The sequence below is a fragment of the Chitinophagaceae bacterium genome (assembly GCA_007695095.1).
In the GTDB taxonomy this organism is placed as follows: domain Bacteria; phylum Bacteroidota; class Bacteroidia; order Chitinophagales; family REEL01; genus REEL01.
The window spans coordinates 1-15,749 of the sequence record REEL01000086.1; the positions used below are offsets into that span (position 1 = coordinate 1).

Genomic DNA, 15,749 nt, shown 5'->3' on the forward strand with positions numbered 1-15,749 from the left:
TTGAAAGGTAGATAGGTGGCTGAGCGGAGTCGAAGTCAGCGGACTTGAAATTATGAAAAATCTAACTTAAGAAATAGCCCTAGAACATTGAATGCCAGCCGGAGGTTCTATTCAGGAGATTATCACACGCGACTCGAGAGCATCTACAAAATCCAACATTTACGGTAGTCGCGTTACCAATGACGGAAATTTTTTAGGTTGTCTCTTTTATGAGCAGGCTAATATAATTGTTGCCTTTGAATTTTTGATTTCTTGAAATTTGGGTCTTGCAAGCATTTTTCATTATAATTTTGACATAAACTGCCTAGTGCCTACTGCCGCTGCCTACTTTCTTCTTGGGTCTTTCGCCTTGCCTTGCGAAGCATTTCCACATCAGACAAGTTTGAATGTGTGGATTTTACAACTATTATCCATTATTCTGCAACATAATAACCGCAAATTAGATTTACTTTCGCATGGTAATAAAAATATTAAATTACATAATTATACCATATACAATGAACAAGTTAATTTTAACAATTGCACTTCTTTTACCTATTTTTTCATTCATTTCTTGTAGTGAATCCGAATCTCAAAAAGAAACTATCATTATTAAAGAAAGACAAGTTGAATCTAAAGAAAATAAAGGCGCTTTAGAAAGGGCTGCTGAAAAATTGGATGATGAAGCAAACAAAAAAATTGATAAACAAATCGATAAGATAGGCGATGATAAATAAGTCATTTTAGCCCCCTACTCTTTCACATACTTCTTCTTCTTCTGACAGAATAGATTAGCAGACTAAATAGTATTTCTATTTAATTTTCTAAATATTCAGATTTCAGCAGACGGTATTGCAGTAAATCAAAGTATTTATTTTTAATTTTTTCATGCTCTTTTAAATGACCTTCTAAAGTGAAGTTATTTTTGACAGCAATGGCTTTGCTTGCTTTATTTTCAGGGTTGCACTTAATAATCAATTTGTGTAAGTTTAAGACCTTAAATGAAAATTTCACCAATTCAGATAGTGATTTGGTCATTATTCCCCGTCCGGACATTTCTTCTGTAATCCAATAGCCAATGTCAGCTCGGTTGTTAAATAAATCTATTTCCAAACCTATAAGTCCGCAAATCTCTTTATCATACTCTATGAATAAATGCAGTTCTTTATGTGTGAAAAATTGATTGCAGCAGTGCTCTAAAAAGCGCAGGCTATCTTTTTCCGTTTTATTAAATTCTACCCAGGGCAGAAATCTGTCAAGGTAACTGCGATTTTCGTTTATAAGCTCATATAATTTTTTAGCTTCAGAAACTCTGACAGACCTTAAAAAGAGATTTTGATTTACTTGCAGGGCAACTTCACTAAAGTTTATTTGTTTAATAGACATTAAAATATTTCTTTTGCTTAATAATTTTGCAATTTAAAACTATAACATTTTCAAATAGCTTTTAACTAATTTTGAACAAAACTAAAAATATAATATGTCAGATTTATTATTGAAGAATATCGCTTTTCTGGGCGGAGTAGATACAGAAGGAAAATCAATTCGAAAAGGTGCAGAAATGAAAGATTTTACAGTGATTGAAAATGCATTTTTATTGGTCAGTAAAGGTAAAATAATAGATTTTGGTAAAATGGAAAATGCTCCTGAAAGAGCTACAAGGGTGGTGGATGCTTCGGGGAAAACTGTTTTGCCCGGTTGGTGTGACTCTCATACTCACATCGTTTTTGCCGGAAGCCGGGAAAAAGAGTTTGTAGATAAAATAAAAGGATTGAGCTATGAAGAAATAGCCAAAAGGGGAGGGGGCATTTTAAATTCTGCAAAATTGATGGAAACGGCAAGTGAAGAAAGTTTGCTTGAGTCTGCATTTTTAAGACTCGGAGAGATTAAAGATATGGGAACCACATCAGTAGAAATAAAATCCGGTTATGGTTTGAGTTTAGAAAGTGAATTAAAGATGCTGAGAGTTATAAAAAAGCTAAAATCCATCAGCCCTGTGCAAATTAAATCTACTTTTTTAGGCGCACACGCTTTCCCAATGGAGTTTCGGGAAAAGAAAGATGCTTATGTTGATTTGATTATTGATAAAATGTTACCACAAATAGCAGATGAAGGGCTTGCTGATTATTGCGATGTGTTTTGTGACAGAGGGTTTTTCTCTGTTGAGCAGACAGATCGTATATTACAAGCAGCTGCTAAATATAATATGCCGCCAAAAATTCATGCAAATGAACTGGATTTTTCAGGGGGTATTCAGGTTGGGGTAAAAAATAATGCCCTTTCTGTCGATCATTTGGAGTGTGTTGGTGAGGAAGAAATAGCGGTGTTAAAAAACAGCAAAACGATGGCAACTTTACTGCCTTCAACGGCTTTTTATCTGGGAATGGAATATGCTCCGGCCCGAAAAATGATAGATTCGGGATTGCCCGTAGCCATTGCTTCTGATTATAATCCCGGCTCTTCTCCATCCGGAAATATGCCTTTTGTAGTTTCTCTTTCATGTATAAAAATGAAAATGCTCCCGGAAGAAGCTTTAAACGCGGCTACTATTAATGGAGCTTATGCAATGGGCTTTGAAAAAAATGCCGGAAGTATTACTAAAGGCAAAAGAGCTGACTTTTTTATCACAAAAAAGATTCCTTCTGTTGATTTTATACCCTATGCTTTTGGCAGCTCATTGATTGAGTCTGTTTTTATTGAAGGGCAATTGCAATAATAATGAACATTAAACATTTAAGAAGTTAAAAATACAAGATGGATAAAGCTGAAAAAATAAAGAAGTTCGATGCAGATGGGTTAGCATCCAATGATGCCTTATTTGGACTCCCGTTTAATTTTGATGAGTCTGAAATCATTATATTGCCTGTCCCCTGGGAAGTTACTGTCTCATATCGTGCGGGAACTGCTAATTCTGTAAAAGGAATTTTAAATGCTTCTTATCAGGTGGATTTGTATGATTCTGATTATCCGGATTCATGGAAAGCCGGGTTTTTCATGCTGGAGCCATCTGTTGAAATGTTGCGAAACAGTAATTTGCTGAGACCTAAGGCATTTGAGTTAATAAAATTTCAGGAAAAAGGAGGAGATGTAGATAGCCACCCTCAATTCTCTAATATTTTAAAAGAAATTAATGCAGCATCTGAGGAGATGAATAACTGGGTTTTTGAACAAACAAATAAGTTACTGAATAACGGAAAGAAGGTTGCTCTTTTGGGAGGCGACCACAGTACTCCATTAGGTTTCATAAAAGCTTTATCAACAAAGCATGAAAAATTCGGTGTTTTGCAATTTGATGCGCATGCTGATTTAAGACCGGCTTATGAAGGTTTTACCCACTCTCATGCTTCTATTTTTTATAATGCCCTTAAAATTGAAAATTTAGAAAAATTGGTGCAATTTGGTATTAGAGACTTGTCATCAGGTGAGGCAGATATTATACGCTCAAATCCGGATCGTATAAAGTGTTTTTATGACCGGGACGTAAAAAGGGATTTGTTTGCCGGTAAAAAGTATGAAGAAATAGTAGATGAAGTTGTAGAGGCCCTTCCGCAAAAAGTTTACATTTCCTTTGACATAGATGCTTTGGATCCAAAATTATGTCCAAATACAGGCACCCCGGTACCGGGAGGTTACGGTTTAGATGAAGCTTTTTATATTATTCAAAAAGTAAAAGCCTCTGGCCGGGAAATTATAGGCTTTGATTTGTCTGAAGTTGCATCTGAAAAACACGAATGGGACTGCATCGTAGGTGCCCGTACATTATTTAGGTTATGCAATGCATTAGCATAAGATTAATTAAATAATTCGGAGATAGTTTCCTTATCCAATTGCTTAATTGGATTGGAGCTTCCTGAGAAGTCGGCAGAAAGTAGTTTTTTATTAATCTGCATTTTTCTGATTTTCTCCTCAATAGAATCTTTAGTAATAAAGCGAAAAACCATTACTTTATTTTTTCTGCCAATTCTATGAGCTCTGTTTAACGCTTGCTCTTCAGCAGCCGGATTCCACCAGGGGTCTAACATTAATACATAATCTGCAGCGGTTAAGTTAAGTCCAACACCACCGGCTTTGAGACTAATGAAAAATAATTTTCGATTTTCTTCTTTTTGAAATTGTTCCACTTGCTTTTGACGGTCTTTGGTTGCGCCCGTTAGCCATGAAAATTCATAATTCCTCTCATTTGCAACTGCTTTGAAAAGTTCCAGGTGTTTTACAAACTGAGAGAAAATAAGCACTTTGTGGCCTTCCTGTGTCAAAGTGTCTAAAGTATCTATAACAGCATTGAACTTGCCGGAATCACCTTCATACTCACTAAAAGTCATTTGTGGGTGGTTTGCAATCAACCGAAGCTTATTCAAGCCTTCTAAAACGTGGAAGTTAAAATTCCCTGCTTTAGAATCATCACCGCTAATATTTGATAAAAGCATGTTTCTGTAGCGGGACTTTTCTTCCTCATACAATTCGTTTTGAGTTTCACTCATTTCACAAAAAATCACCTTTTCCGTCAATTCCGGTAAGTCTTTGGCTACTTCTTGTTTTTTTCGCCTCAATATGAAAGGCCGAATAATAGTTTGTAGTTTCTCCTTAGTAGACTGACAGTTTAGCTTTTCTATAGGGTAAATAAAACTTTCTTTAAAAGACTTAAAAGAGCCTAAGATACCCGGATTTACAAAACTCAACTGACTCCATAAATCCGATAGTCCATTTTCAACCGGGGTGCCGGTAATTGCGTACCTTCTTTTAGCTTTTAGCAGAGACAAACTCATGAAAATCTTCGCATTCGGATTTTTAAAATAATGGCTTTCGTCTGCGATTACCATATCAAAGGGATACTCTCTGAATAAATCTATATTATTTCTGAAAAGGCCATAGCTGGTTAAAATAAGGTTAAATTTTTTCCAATTGGAACTATTTTGCGTTTTTTTCGAACTGTTATAAATCGAATAGTTGATGTCCGGGCAAAACTTTTCTATTTCATCAACCCAGTTAAAAAGCAAAGAAGTAGGTAAAATTACTAAGGCAGTAAAGTGCTTTTTTTGTTGAATCGGTGTATCAAAAAGGGAAAGCTGTACGTTTGATTCATTTTCTACAGCAATAGTTTTTTTCTCATTATTTTCTGTAAGCTCTTGTTTTGTTTTCTTTATAAAAGCCAGCATTTGTATAGTTTTCCCAAGCCCCATATCGTCGGCAAGAATACCTCCGTGTTCATGTTTATGTAAATGACAAAGCCATTCATAACCTTTAAGTTGGTATGGCCTGAGCTTAGTTTGCCAATTAAGCGGAAGCTCCGTTTTTTCTATTTCAGCATTAAATATTTGTTTGGTTTTTTCTTTATCAAAGGTTAAAAAGTTACCGATTTTACTGTTTTGGTTGAACCATTGCAGATGAATATTTTTAATCAGAAACTCATCCTCATTTTTTTTGCCGAATCTATCTAAATCCTTAAATGCTGCCATCCACTCCTCCGGAATTAAGAAAACAGTAGAATCCGGCAATATATATTGTCTGTTATTGTCTTTTATGTGTCTTTTAAGCATGTAAAAAGGTATGTCAAATTTCCCTATTTGGATAGAGATTTGAACGTCAAACCAGTCCTCTTTTTTATGTTCGATTTTACTTTTAATTTGGGGTTTCCCGGTTTGGTAAATCATCCCATTCCAGTTGGCATCAATGCCTATTTCATTTTCATGTAAAAGGGTTTTATGATCTTGTAAAAATTCCAGATACTTATCGAGTAATTTTTCATTTTCTATGCTGAAATGGAAGTCATCTATTGTTTGTTGAAGACCGGTAGAAACGAGTAAATCAATAGCTTTTTGTTCTATAGGTTTATCTCTGTAGGTAAAGGTAAAACCATTTTTTACTACATTTTCATTTACTTCAACATTAAAATCTGATTTATGGCTATGATTAATTTTTAATTTATTATAAAAAATGTCAAGTTTCAACAAAGGGTTACCATTCCTGATGTCTTCGGTCAAAACCAGCTTAAACTCAGGTTTTGGATATTCTTTTTCAAGTGGAATGTTGATTAATTTACAAGGGAAAACTTTAAGGGTATTAGCAATATAAGTAGTATAATACTTCTCTTCATTTTCTATACCTATTTGTATGTATGGTTTTCTGAAAAAAGGAATCAGTTTTTTACCTTTTAAAGGTTTTTTTACCGGATAAATAGTCTCATTATGGAGCACATAACAGGGAGAATTATTTAAAAGCGTGACATTTTCGTGTAGTTTTACTTCTTCATTGTTCGTGATTTGAATGTAATAGCGAGTGTTTGCCGGTAATCTTTCAAAGTGAAAAACGATATCTAATTCCTGATTTGAAATGCTTTTGAGTTGTAAACCGGGATGCTGGTCCATTTTGTGTCTGTAACCGATTTTTTTATCTTTTAAGATAGTTAAAAGCCTATGCAAATTATTCCCAAAATAGTCTTCCAGTAATTCGGATGTAGCTGATTTTTCGGCTTTAATTTTTACGACCCATTCAATAGGATGCATTTTTACTTTTGGGGCAAATTTCTTGTGGAGGGATACCGGGTTTAGCAGTTCACAAATTTTCACACCTTCTTTAATGTATTCTGCTTCGTTTTCTACTTCATCAGGCATAGCTTTTTCATACTTGAAAGACATCTCATGCTCATCCAAATAGTTTATCCAAAAGGCTTCCGGCCAAATACCGAGATCGGGATGTTTTGACAAACAAAAAATTACAGAAGTTTTTTTCATTAACAGTTTTCTTATTCAACCTGCTAAAATGCAATTTTAGATTTAGATTTCATCACTCCGGCATGAAAAATTAATAACAATCGTTATATTTTTAAAAATACAGATTGAAAGCTTATGAAAAGCAAAGACTTAAATTTTCAATATTATGGGTAGTGCTGATTCAATAAGTCTTTTAACGGTTTTTCCGGGATTGGAGCTGAATTTCCCGTCATGCCTTTGGGCGATGATTCCGTTCAGACTGGTAGAATGGTGACCTAAGAGATTACTGACTCCTATAATCCCGGCAGTTTCCATTTCAAAATTTGTGATTTGACTTTTTTCAAACTTCCATTTAGTGAGCACTTCCAGAAAGTCTTCAGCAGCAGGTTTCGCTCTAAGAGAGCGCTGCTGAGGACCATAAAATCCGGTGCAGGTAGCTGTGACGCCTCTTACAAACTGATCCTCCGGAAAGGCTGAGATTAGCTTAGCCGAGGCCTCTCTAAAGTATGGTCTGAAAATTTGGTTATACTGATTTAAGTATTCGCTTAAATGTTTTTCTGTTTTCTCTTCAGTATCACTTTTGAGGTATTTATAGAAATGTAAAAGACCGTCTAATCCCAGACCACCGGTAGAAATAACAAATGAATCAAGGGGTATATTTTTTTGTAGTCCTCCTGAAGTTCCAATTCGGATGATATTTAAGGATTTTTTTATTTTTTTTTCTGTTCGTGTATTAAAGTCAATATTTACGAGAGCGTCTAACTCATTTAACACTATATCTATATTATCGGTACCGATACCGGTAGAAATTACGGTTAACCTTTTTCCGTTTAAAGTACCGGTATGAGTTACAAACTCTCTGTTTGCAGCCTTTATCTCGATTTTATCAAAATAATTAGTAATCATTTTCACTCTGTCGGGATCGCCAACCGTAATAATTGTGTCAGCAACATCATCAGGGTGTAAGTTTAAGTGATAAATCCTTCCATCCGGATTTATTATCAATTCTGCTTCTGGAATAACTCTTATCATTAGAAATTATGTTATATTTGTCGCAAATTTCGTAAATAAAATTTTAATTCCTATGAAACTATCTATTAATAAGATATTAGTACCGACAGATTTTTCTAAACTTTCTTTAGAGGCTCTTGAATATGCAGCTATTATGTGTAAACATTCTGATGCAGAAATATTGCTTTTACATGTTATTGAGTCTACAGATAACTATAAGCATTTGAATGAAGCGCTTAATATTAATGACGTGATGCAGGAGGCTCTAAATAAGAAGCTGCAACAGATTAAATCTGAAAATGTAAGTTTGCATGATATTGAGATTAAAGTAAGGATGACAGAAGGCAAAATTTATGAGCAAATCGAGAAAATCAGAGAAGAAGAATCTGCAGATTTAATTGTAATGGGAACCCATGGCGCATCCGGAATCACTAATATTCAAAGATACATTTTAGGTTCAAATGCCTATAGAGTTGTACATTTTTCTAACTGCCCGGTAATTGTTGTTAGGGGAGCTAAAGTGCCGGTAGATTTTAAAAAGATTGTAGTTCCTTTAGATACGACTAAGCAGACTACTCAAAAAGTGAATCAGGCAATTAAATTGGCAAAATCCTTTGATTCTGAAATTCATTTAATTTCTGTGTCAACATTTTTTGAGGAGTTTACGCATAATCTAAAGGAAATGAAAGATAAGCTTGAGGAAGCAGCTGAAATAGTTGATAAGGCAGGAATACCTGTGAAAATAAAGATGATCAGGCATGATAATATCGCTAATTCAGTAATTGACTATGCTGAAAATGCAAATGCTGATTTAATACTTATAATGGTAAGGGCGGAAAAGAAAAAAAATGATGTTGCCATTGGTTCCAGTGCAAGAAAAATTATTACCGGAAGTAAAGTACCGGTTTATACACTGCGCCCGGAATAAAATTGAAATCAAATGAAAATTATAAAGCACTCTTGTTATTCAAGGGTGCTTTTTTTTATTATAATATTGGTTGGATAATTTTTTAAAAACAAATAGTTAAGCTAAGCATCATCCTTTTTATTAACAAAATACATTGCAACCTTTCCTTTTCCTTTTACTTCAATTTCACCTCGATATTCACAATTGAAATGTTCTTTTATCAACTTATAGGTAGTTTCAGAAATGTTCACTTTGCCGGTCTCTCCATTACTTTCCATTCGGGCAGCGGTATTTACCGTATCTCCCCATATATCATATTGGAATTTTTTTATGCCGACTATCCCGGCAACAACAGCTCCTGTATGTAAACCCACTCTGGCTTTTAGTGGCTGATTGCCTTTAATTTCCTGTTTTATATTAAATTGATTCAGAAATAATTGAATTTCAATAGCAGCATTTATCATATTGACAGCATGGTTTTCTATGTTTCCATGCATTCCTCCAGCCGCCATATAAGCATCCCCGACTGTTTTAATTTTTTCTATTTCGTATTTTTCCATTATTCTGTCAAAAGCACTAAAACACTCATTAACTATTTCAACTAACTGATGAGGTTTGAGTTGTTCAGAAACTTTTGTAAAACCAATAAAATCTGTAAATAATACGGTAACCTGATTATACTGCTTTGCAACTGCGTAACCCTTTTCTTTGAGTTCATTTGCAGTTTCTGCCGGAAGGATATTTAAAAGTAAATCTTCACTTCTATTGCGTTCTTTAGTTATTTTATTTCGTTGAACAAAGAATAAGCCTGCAAGTAAAATTGTCATGCTAAGACCGGTTAGAGATGCTATAATTTGAAAGTTTTTTCTGCGCATTTCTTCAAAAACCAAAGCTTCTCTTTTTTCCTGTTCCGATTCAATTAAAGCTTTTTTCTTATCATATTCATGTTCTACATTCATTCGAATGGCTTCTCGCTGATTTTCAATGTTTGCAATACTATCCCGCATTTCTATGAAAAGAAGGTGCATTTCAAAGGCATCTTTATATTGCGCCATCTTATGGTATACAGCTGACAGACTTTGGGATGCATTTCGTAAACTTTCTACATTTTCAATCTCCAATGCTATGTCCATAGACTTTTTAGCATACCTAAGCGCTGAAGGTAAATCTCCGGTATGAATAAACAAATTGCTTAAAGAATTAAATGCTTTTGCTATTCCAGACTTCATGCTTACGTTCGTATATCTTAATAAAGCTTCTTTATAATACTTTTCAGCCTGAATGTAGTTACCATCTTTTAGGTACAGGCTACCTAACTTTTCACTGTTAGCAGCAATTGCATCATCTAATTTTTCAGCTTTTGAAATCGATAAAGACTCATAAAAATTTTTAAGGGCATTTTCATAGTCTCCCATTTTTTTAAAGAGGTCTCCGATAAAATAATAAGATATAACTATACCTCTAAAGTTTTTGATTTCTGAGTTTATCTCTTTTGCCTGTCGGTAAAATTTCATAGCAGCATCATAATCGCCCTGTTCGGTATGTATATTTGCGATATTAATTAGATTTGTAGCTATACCTCCTTTATCGCCTAATTCTTCATTTATTCTGAGAGCGCTGTAAAAATTTTCCAATGCTTTGATTGAATTTCCCTGATCCAGATATATATTGCCAATGTTTAACAGATTTGATGACATTCCGCGTTTTCTGTCGTGTTCTTTATTTAACGCATAAGCCCGGTAGTAGTAATCCAATGCTTTTGTATTATCCCCTTTGAAACTACTTAATACCCCTAAGGTTATTAAAGCATCAGCCTGATATCTAATTACATTCTTTTCTGTAGAATAATCCAGGAGTTTATTGGCAAGTATGTAAGCACTGTCAGCATTCTTAAAAGCTAATCCATCCCAAGCAACTGTTTTTAGCGCATTTAATCGGACAGTGTCACTTAGAGTTTCATCATCCCAAATTGATAACAAGGAATCTATATTGATATTAGCCTTTAATGGATTGATAAAGGATAAAAGAATAAAGAGATTAAAAAGAATATAAAATTTAGTTAAACACATTTATATTAAGATTAGTAATTTCTTGATTGCTTATCCTTAAGATTAAACACAATTGACAAATATAGAATATAATTTGAAAAAAGAGAATTTACATCAGTTCGTTTGAAAATATTTGTTCTTTAAAGCTATAAAATTCCCGTAAATATTTAAACTGAACTGAATTTCTATTTTTTATTTAATTCAAAACATGTGATTATTTAATTGCTGAAATTTAAAGTAGTTTACTAAGAATCAATTTTGATTTCTTTCAAGCTTAAAATTTTTAAATCGTTTGATTCGATCCACATTAATTCGGTGTACTCCGGCATCTAATAGTGTTTCCCAGACTTTTTTTCTATTTGTAGCTCCCCAAAATCTGAGTTCAACTCCAATTGAATCAGCTTGTACTACTATTTCCCTTAATAGGGTTAATTCGCTTTCAGGCATACTTGCCCTAATACCTCTCCAATTAAAAAGACTTCTGTAGGCGGCACTAATTCTGGGTACTTCATGAATATTATAGTCGCTGTTTAAATCAGCTAACCTACCGTCAATTGCAGCAAATCTGGGATTGTCTGAAAGTATCTGTTCATAATTTCTTCTACCGGAAATTAAGATGGTAACCGCATTTTTTTTGGTACTTTCCGGAGTAAATTCGGTCAGCATAAACCGGTATTTATCAAACAAAACTTTAAGGCTGTCATAAGTTTCTTCGGCATCAGATTTTACATCAATCATGAGAATAAATCCTTTAGGTCCATTTTTAAACACACTGCCATTATTTTTTCTCACTTTTTCAGCCAAAGGTTTAAAGTACATATCTTCTAATGAGCGCATTCTCAATGCCCCGATACCGGTATGTGCTACGACTAATTGACCTTTTCGCAAAAATACGTCAGCTTCTACACTGCCAAAACCTTTTTCTAGGGCAGCTTCTAAAGGCTTGCACTTATTATAATCATTGTGTACATGACCTACATCAAATAATAGAGGAGACTGAGCAGACAAGGAAAAATGAAGAAAAAAGAAAAAAATGAATACAACTGAAGGCTTACTTAACTGCATTAAAAATCAAAACTACTTTGTTTTTTAATCTTGAAAAAGTTTTTTAACCGAATCAGAAATGCTAAGGACAAATACACTATGAGTGGGGAACCAATGGTTATAAATGAAGTGTAAATAAAAAATAAACGAATCCAGTTACTTGGGATACCTATCTTTTCACCTAAATAGCTGCATACACCGAAGGCGTTTACCTCTATAAAGTTCTTTAATTTATTCATTTTGACAGATTTTTCTGATGATAAATTCAGTATTAAAAGAATTGAATTTTCGTACTTATTTATTATAAAGTTAAACAGTTTTCATTAAATGTGAATTTTTTTCCTCTTTTTTTATTTGTTTTGAAAGTGACTTCTCAACTTTGAGACTCAAGTATTTTAATACCAATGTTACATTTAAGACATTGTTTCGGAGTGCAATAATATTTTTTTAATTCTATAAGTGCCTGACTTTCTAATGCATTTTTAGCTTTTATTCCATTTTCCAGCCATGTTTTTGTAATTGAGTTGTTTTCTGCCGGAATGTTTTCAAGCCATGAAAGAGCTTTATCTTTTAAACTTTCTTTTCCCCTGAAGCTCCCGTATAAAAACATAAAAGGAATCACAACATTTATCAGAATAGAGTTAGCGGTATGTTTACCTAGTTTTTTTTCTTTTTTTCTTGAAGTTTTATTAAAAACATAATGTGTATTCCAGTATTCTGAAGCCGAAACATTGAGAATTTGTCTGGCTACCTTAGGAGAGCTGGCCATCAATAAAGTGTGAAACAGTCGTGGAGAGTGATGATATAAACTACAAAGCTGGGCTATCCGAATGGTAGGAAAATTTCCCGGTCTCAGCCTTAAAAATTGCCATATTTTATTTTCTATAGGTTTAAGATCTTCGGTTTTTTTATAATGAAAATATTCCGCTTTTAATGCTTTTATATAGTCATCGTCAGATTCTATCGTATTTAACATTCCTGACTGTCCAAAAAGCAGACTTTCGAGATGATGAATGCTGTTTTGTTTTTTTTGAAATGTATTATAGGAAATACTTTTGATAAGCAACTCCATTGGTAAACTATTTACCGGCCCTCCTAAATATTTTGATAGAAAAATAAGGAAAACATATTCCCAGTCATTTTTTTCTTTCTGTAAAACATCCTGAATTTCTTTTGTTTTATCTTCAAGTCTTTCGACTATCATCCTGTCCAGGCACTGATCAATAATAAACCTGTCAATATCCGGCAAAAAACTGTGGCAGGGTATTTTAGCTTTTGCCTGCTGCAACAATTTGTATTGTCTTAAAATGCCCAAATCAAGCAGAGGTGAAATGTTCAATGCGGGAACCTTCGTGCCATCTTCACGGAATATGACTTTATCATTTTTAGCAACTACATGTAAAATCACATTGTTGTATTTTTTGTCAAGATGGTGTCCATGAGCATACCAGTCAGAAGCTTTGATATGGATTTCTACATTTCCAGCCCAGGAAGTCTCGTCCAGCATTATGCGCGCATCTAAAAAATCCGGTCCGCCGTCATAATTATGAAAACCTGATTTAGTGATTAGCAGCTTTTGTCCGTCATCTGTTTGTAAATTGACAGGGTTAAATTTTTTATACTTCCATACAAAATGCAAAAAATCCTCTTTCATATCCGGTTTGCTTCTGGTTAAAGAATACTAAAACAGGATAAAAATAAAAATATATATGAATAAAGTAAAATTTAAAGAAAAAACTTGTTAAAATTTTTCGAAAAAAGGAGACATTTGACTTTGATAGTTTTTTGCCGAAAGGGCTGCTTTTTCAGCAAAACCCTTATCTGATGAGGCAAAAATAATTCCTCTGGATACATTTACCAGCATACCTGCATTTTCTTTGTTTGTAAATGGAATTAAATCTTCAATTTTGCCGCCTTGAGTGCCGACACCCGGAATTAATAAAAAATGGTTTGGGCTAATTGATCTTATTTTTTCAAGATACTCCTTTTGAGTAGCACCGACAACAAACATACATTTATCCGGAGTGAAGCGGGAGGCCATTTTAGATAAGAAAAGCTCATACATTTTACCGGAGTGCATATCTGTTTTTTGAAAATCTTCACTACCCGGATTTGATGTCAAAGCAAGAGGGATTATCCATTTATCAGTATAAGCCAAAAAGGGTTCAAAAGTCTCTAAACCCATATAAGGGTGAAGAGTTATCGCATCAAAATTCATTTGTTCAAAAAAAGTTTTTGCATATTGAGCAGCTGTGTTACCAATATCTCCTCTTTTTGCATCGGCAATTTTGAAAACATCATCGGGCAGATAAGCAACGGTTTTTTGCATTACATTCCAGCCTTCAGCGCCCATAGCTTCGTAAAAAGCCGTATTGATTTTATAAGAAACCGCATAAGGAAGGGTTGCGTCTATGATTGCTTTATTAAACTCCAGCATACCTTCTGCATTTGCTTTCAGGTGATGTGGTAATTTTGTGACATCAGTATCTAAACCGACACATAAAAAACTCTTTTTATTGAAAATTGCAGCTTTTAGTGTTTGTAAGTTCATTTTTTTCTTTTTAGGAACAGTATTTGTTCATTGTAAAGCGAAACCTAAGATTGTATTTTGTAAAAATAACTTTAAGAACAATTATCTTTGAAAGTATTCTTATTGCCGAAAATTAATTTTATGCCAAAACTAAACACCTTTTTTCAATCATTCATGCTTTTCGGTATGATGTTTTTTACGTTGATAAGTTGTTCAAACCGAAATTTAGCCTCTGATGATTCCTCAGAAGCATCTTATATAGGAGTTCATAATAGTAAAAATTCACTGGATTGGGCTGGAGTTTACAGAGGAGTTTTACCATGTGCAGATTGTGAAGGGATACAAACTGAAGTTAAAATTAATGATAAATCCGAATTTATCTTAAGTAAGCGATATTTGGGTCGAAGTGCTCAAGTGTTAGTTTCTGAGGGCTTTTTTACATGGGATGAATACGGTGGGAAGATTTTTTTAGAAAATGAGCAAATGTCTTTTATGGTTGGAGAAAACAGGCTAATCTTGCTCGATAAAGATTCTAAAAGAATTAAGAATGATACAGGTGAAGACTTTAATTTAGTTAAAAAAACAAATAATATCAGGAATAAGAAATGGTATCTTGTGGAGCTGAATGGTGAAGAAATTCATATAAATGAAACCCTTAAAAAACTTCCCTATATTCAGTTTGAAGAAGGTGAAAAGGTAAGTGGACATGCCGGTTGTAATACTTTTCACGGAAGCTATAACCTCAGTGATGGTAACCGGATTTCATTTTCGCAAATGGGACTAACACGCATGGCCTGTGCGGATATGGAAACAGAACAAAATCTTATGGAAGTATTAGAGCAGGCAGATAATTATCATGTAAGGGCGGATACATTTCAATTAAATCAGGCCAGGTTAGTTCCGTTAGCCAGGTTTGAATACAGATTTTTTGATTAGCTTAGTCAACTTTTCCAAAAAACGATAACCGTTTGACGGGACTTAAATGTTTATCAAACACCAAGTACAAAAATTAAAATTTATGCAATTATTTATTATTTCTTCTCAACGTTACATTTTATATACTCTCTTTCTGGTTTTATTTGTTTTCATGTTTTCGTCTTGTGCCGGAAGCCGGCAATTGGCAGACGAAGCTGTAGAGGAAGATTTAAGTTCGGAATCTCAATGGACAGAATATGAAAAAAATGCATTTTTGGAATCTTGTAAAAGAGATGCTACTCAAATTGAAGGTTTGAATCCGGATCACTACTGTAACTGCTTTTTAGAAAAACTCCAATATACTTACACCATTGATGAAGTGTTAACATTGCCGGATGAATTAATTTTTGAATTGGCAGAAAAATGCATTGAATCGCAACCTTAAGATATGGTAGATTATTTTCAAATTAGGATAAAAGTTAACTTTTTGAATGATAAAACTCTATTTATTTATTGTTTTCAATTTGCTAAATACCCTATATTTTTTCATATTTGTTAACTTTTTATTAGTATAAGGTTAAGGTTTTGTAATTATTTAAGATTCA

General features: G+C 33.7%; 14 protein-coding genes. 6 read left to right on the forward strand and 8 right to left on the reverse strand.

Annotated elements, in window-relative coordinates:
• Positions 1-497 precede the first annotated feature (497 nt).
• Positions 498-716: a hypothetical protein gene (locus EA412_04525; protein ID TVR80517.1), complete on the forward strand. Its 219-nt coding sequence runs from the start codon at positions 498-500 to the stop codon at positions 714-716.
• A gap of 79 nt (positions 717-795) precedes the next feature.
• On the opposite strand, the gene EA412_04530 is transcribed toward EA412_04525, so the two are convergent.
• A complete protein-coding gene (locus EA412_04530; GenBank protein ID TVR80483.1) occupies positions 796-1,365 on the reverse strand; it encodes an N-acetyltransferase in 570 nt (189 codons plus the stop codon).
• Between the two features lie 94 nt (positions 1,366-1,459).
• Between EA412_04530 and EA412_04535 the strand changes: the two genes are divergently transcribed.
• Positions 1,460-2,695: an imidazolonepropionase gene (locus EA412_04535; GenBank protein ID TVR80484.1), complete on the forward strand. Its 1,236-nt coding sequence runs from the start codon at positions 1,460-1,462 to the stop codon at positions 2,693-2,695.
• A gap of 38 nt (positions 2,696-2,733) precedes the next feature.
• The gene (locus EA412_04540; protein ID TVR80485.1) at positions 2,734-3,768 is read left to right on the forward strand and encodes an agmatinase; all 1,035 of its coding nucleotides are present in this window, start codon (positions 2,734-2,736) and stop codon (positions 3,766-3,768) included.
• Between the two features lie 2 nt (positions 3,769-3,770).
• Here the strand turns inward: EA412_04540 and EA412_04545 are convergent, their stop codons facing one another.
• Both EA412_04545 and EA412_04550 read right to left on the reverse strand, forming a co-directional pair.
• The gene (locus EA412_04545; protein TVR80486.1) at positions 3,771-6,710 is read right to left on the reverse strand and encodes a hypothetical protein; all 2,940 of its coding nucleotides are present in this window, start codon (positions 6,708-6,710) and stop codon (positions 3,771-3,773) included.
• A gap of 129 nt (positions 6,711-6,839) precedes the next feature.
• Positions 6,840-7,721, reverse strand: coding sequence for a phosphorylase (locus tag EA412_04550; GenBank protein TVR80487.1), 882 nt, complete (start codon positions 7,719-7,721; stop codon positions 6,840-6,842).
• A gap of 52 nt (positions 7,722-7,773) precedes the next feature.
• Here EA412_04550 and EA412_04555 point away from each other — a divergent pair, with 52 nt between their 5' ends.
• On the forward strand, positions 7,774-8,628 hold the full coding sequence (locus EA412_04555) for a universal stress protein (protein ID TVR80488.1): 855 nt from the start codon (positions 7,774-7,776) through the stop codon (positions 8,626-8,628).
• 101 nt (positions 8,629-8,729) lie between these two features.
• On the opposite strand, the gene EA412_04560 is transcribed toward EA412_04555, so the two are convergent.
• From EA412_04560 to pyrF, 5 genes are all read right to left on the reverse strand, one after another.
• A complete protein-coding gene (locus EA412_04560) occupies positions 8,730-10,676 on the reverse strand; it encodes a hypothetical protein (protein ID TVR80489.1) in 1,947 nt (648 codons plus the stop codon).
• 231 nt (positions 10,677-10,907) lie between these two features.
• Positions 10,908-11,720, reverse strand: a complete 813-nt coding sequence (locus tag EA412_04565; GenBank protein TVR80490.1) for a hypothetical protein — start codon at positions 11,718-11,720, stop codon at positions 10,908-10,910.
• Positions 11,720-11,938 (reverse strand): PspC domain-containing protein, encoded by a 219-nt coding sequence (locus EA412_04570; protein ID TVR80491.1) that lies wholly within the window; start codon positions 11,936-11,938, stop codon positions 11,720-11,722. The genes EA412_04565 and EA412_04570 overlap by 1 nt, the downstream gene beginning before the upstream one ends.
• Positions 11,939-12,072: 134 nt before the next feature.
• On the reverse strand, positions 12,073-13,353 hold the full coding sequence (locus tag EA412_04575; protein ID TVR80492.1) for a DUF2851 family protein: 1,281 nt from the start codon (positions 13,351-13,353) through the stop codon (positions 12,073-12,075).
• 87 nt (positions 13,354-13,440) lie between these two features.
• Complete coding sequence (gene pyrF / locus EA412_04580) at positions 13,441-14,250, reverse strand: orotidine-5'-phosphate decarboxylase (protein ID TVR80493.1); 810 nt, start codon at positions 14,248-14,250, stop codon at positions 13,441-13,443.
• Positions 14,251-14,370: 120 nt separating this feature from the next.
• On the opposite strand from pyrF, the gene EA412_04585 reads away from it, so the two are divergent.
• Entirely contained in the window at positions 14,371-15,165 is a 795-nt protein-coding gene (locus EA412_04585) for an META domain-containing protein (protein TVR80494.1), read from the forward strand.
• 46 nt (positions 15,166-15,211) lie between these two features.
• Complete coding sequence (locus EA412_04590) at positions 15,212-15,589, forward strand: hypothetical protein (GenBank protein TVR80495.1); 378 nt, start codon at positions 15,212-15,214, stop codon at positions 15,587-15,589.
• Positions 15,590-15,749 lie beyond the last annotated feature (160 nt).

What these genes read in the sequence shown, in the direction of transcription:
- EA412_04565 (TVR80490.1), bottom strand. Translation starts at nt 11,720, where the DNA reads ATGCAGTTAAGTAAGCCTTCAGTTGTATTCATTTTTTTCTTTTTTCTT.
- EA412_04525 (TVR80517.1), top strand. Translation starts at nt 498, where the DNA reads ATGAACAAGTTAATTTTAACAATTGCACTTCTTTTACCTATTTTTTCA.
- EA412_04550 (TVR80487.1), bottom strand. Translation starts at nt 7,721, where the DNA reads ATGATAAGAGTTATTCCAGAAGCAGAATTGATAATAAATCCGGATGGA.
- EA412_04575 (TVR80492.1), bottom strand. Translation starts at nt 13,353, where the DNA reads ATGAAAGAGGATTTTTTGCATTTTGTATGGAAGTATAAAAAATTTAAC.
- EA412_04590 (TVR80495.1), top strand. Translation starts at nt 15,212, where the DNA reads ATGTTTATCAAACACCAAGTACAAAAATTAAAATTTATGCAATTATTT.
- pyrF (TVR80493.1), bottom strand. Translation starts at nt 14,250, where the DNA reads ATGAACTTACAAACACTAAAAGCTGCAATTTTCAATAAAAAGAGTTTT.
- EA412_04535 (TVR80484.1), top strand. Translation starts at nt 1,460, where the DNA reads ATGTCAGATTTATTATTGAAGAATATCGCTTTTCTGGGCGGAGTAGAT.
- EA412_04530 (TVR80483.1), bottom strand. Translation starts at nt 1,365, where the DNA reads ATGTCTATTAAACAAATAAACTTTAGTGAAGTTGCCCTGCAAGTAAAT.
- EA412_04560 (TVR80489.1), bottom strand. Translation starts at nt 10,676, where the DNA reads ATGTGTTTAACTAAATTTTATATTCTTTTTAATCTCTTTATTCTTTTA.
- EA412_04585 (TVR80494.1), top strand. Translation starts at nt 14,371, where the DNA reads ATGCCAAAACTAAACACCTTTTTTCAATCATTCATGCTTTTCGGTATG.
- EA412_04540 (TVR80485.1), top strand. Translation starts at nt 2,734, where the DNA reads ATGGATAAAGCTGAAAAAATAAAGAAGTTCGATGCAGATGGGTTAGCA.
- EA412_04570 (TVR80491.1), bottom strand. Translation starts at nt 11,938, where the DNA reads ATGAATAAATTAAAGAACTTTATAGAGGTAAACGCCTTCGGTGTATGC.
- EA412_04555 (TVR80488.1), top strand. Translation starts at nt 7,774, where the DNA reads ATGAAACTATCTATTAATAAGATATTAGTACCGACAGATTTTTCTAAA.
- EA412_04545 (TVR80486.1), bottom strand. Translation starts at nt 6,710, where the DNA reads ATGAAAAAAACTTCTGTAATTTTTTGTTTGTCAAAACATCCCGATCTC.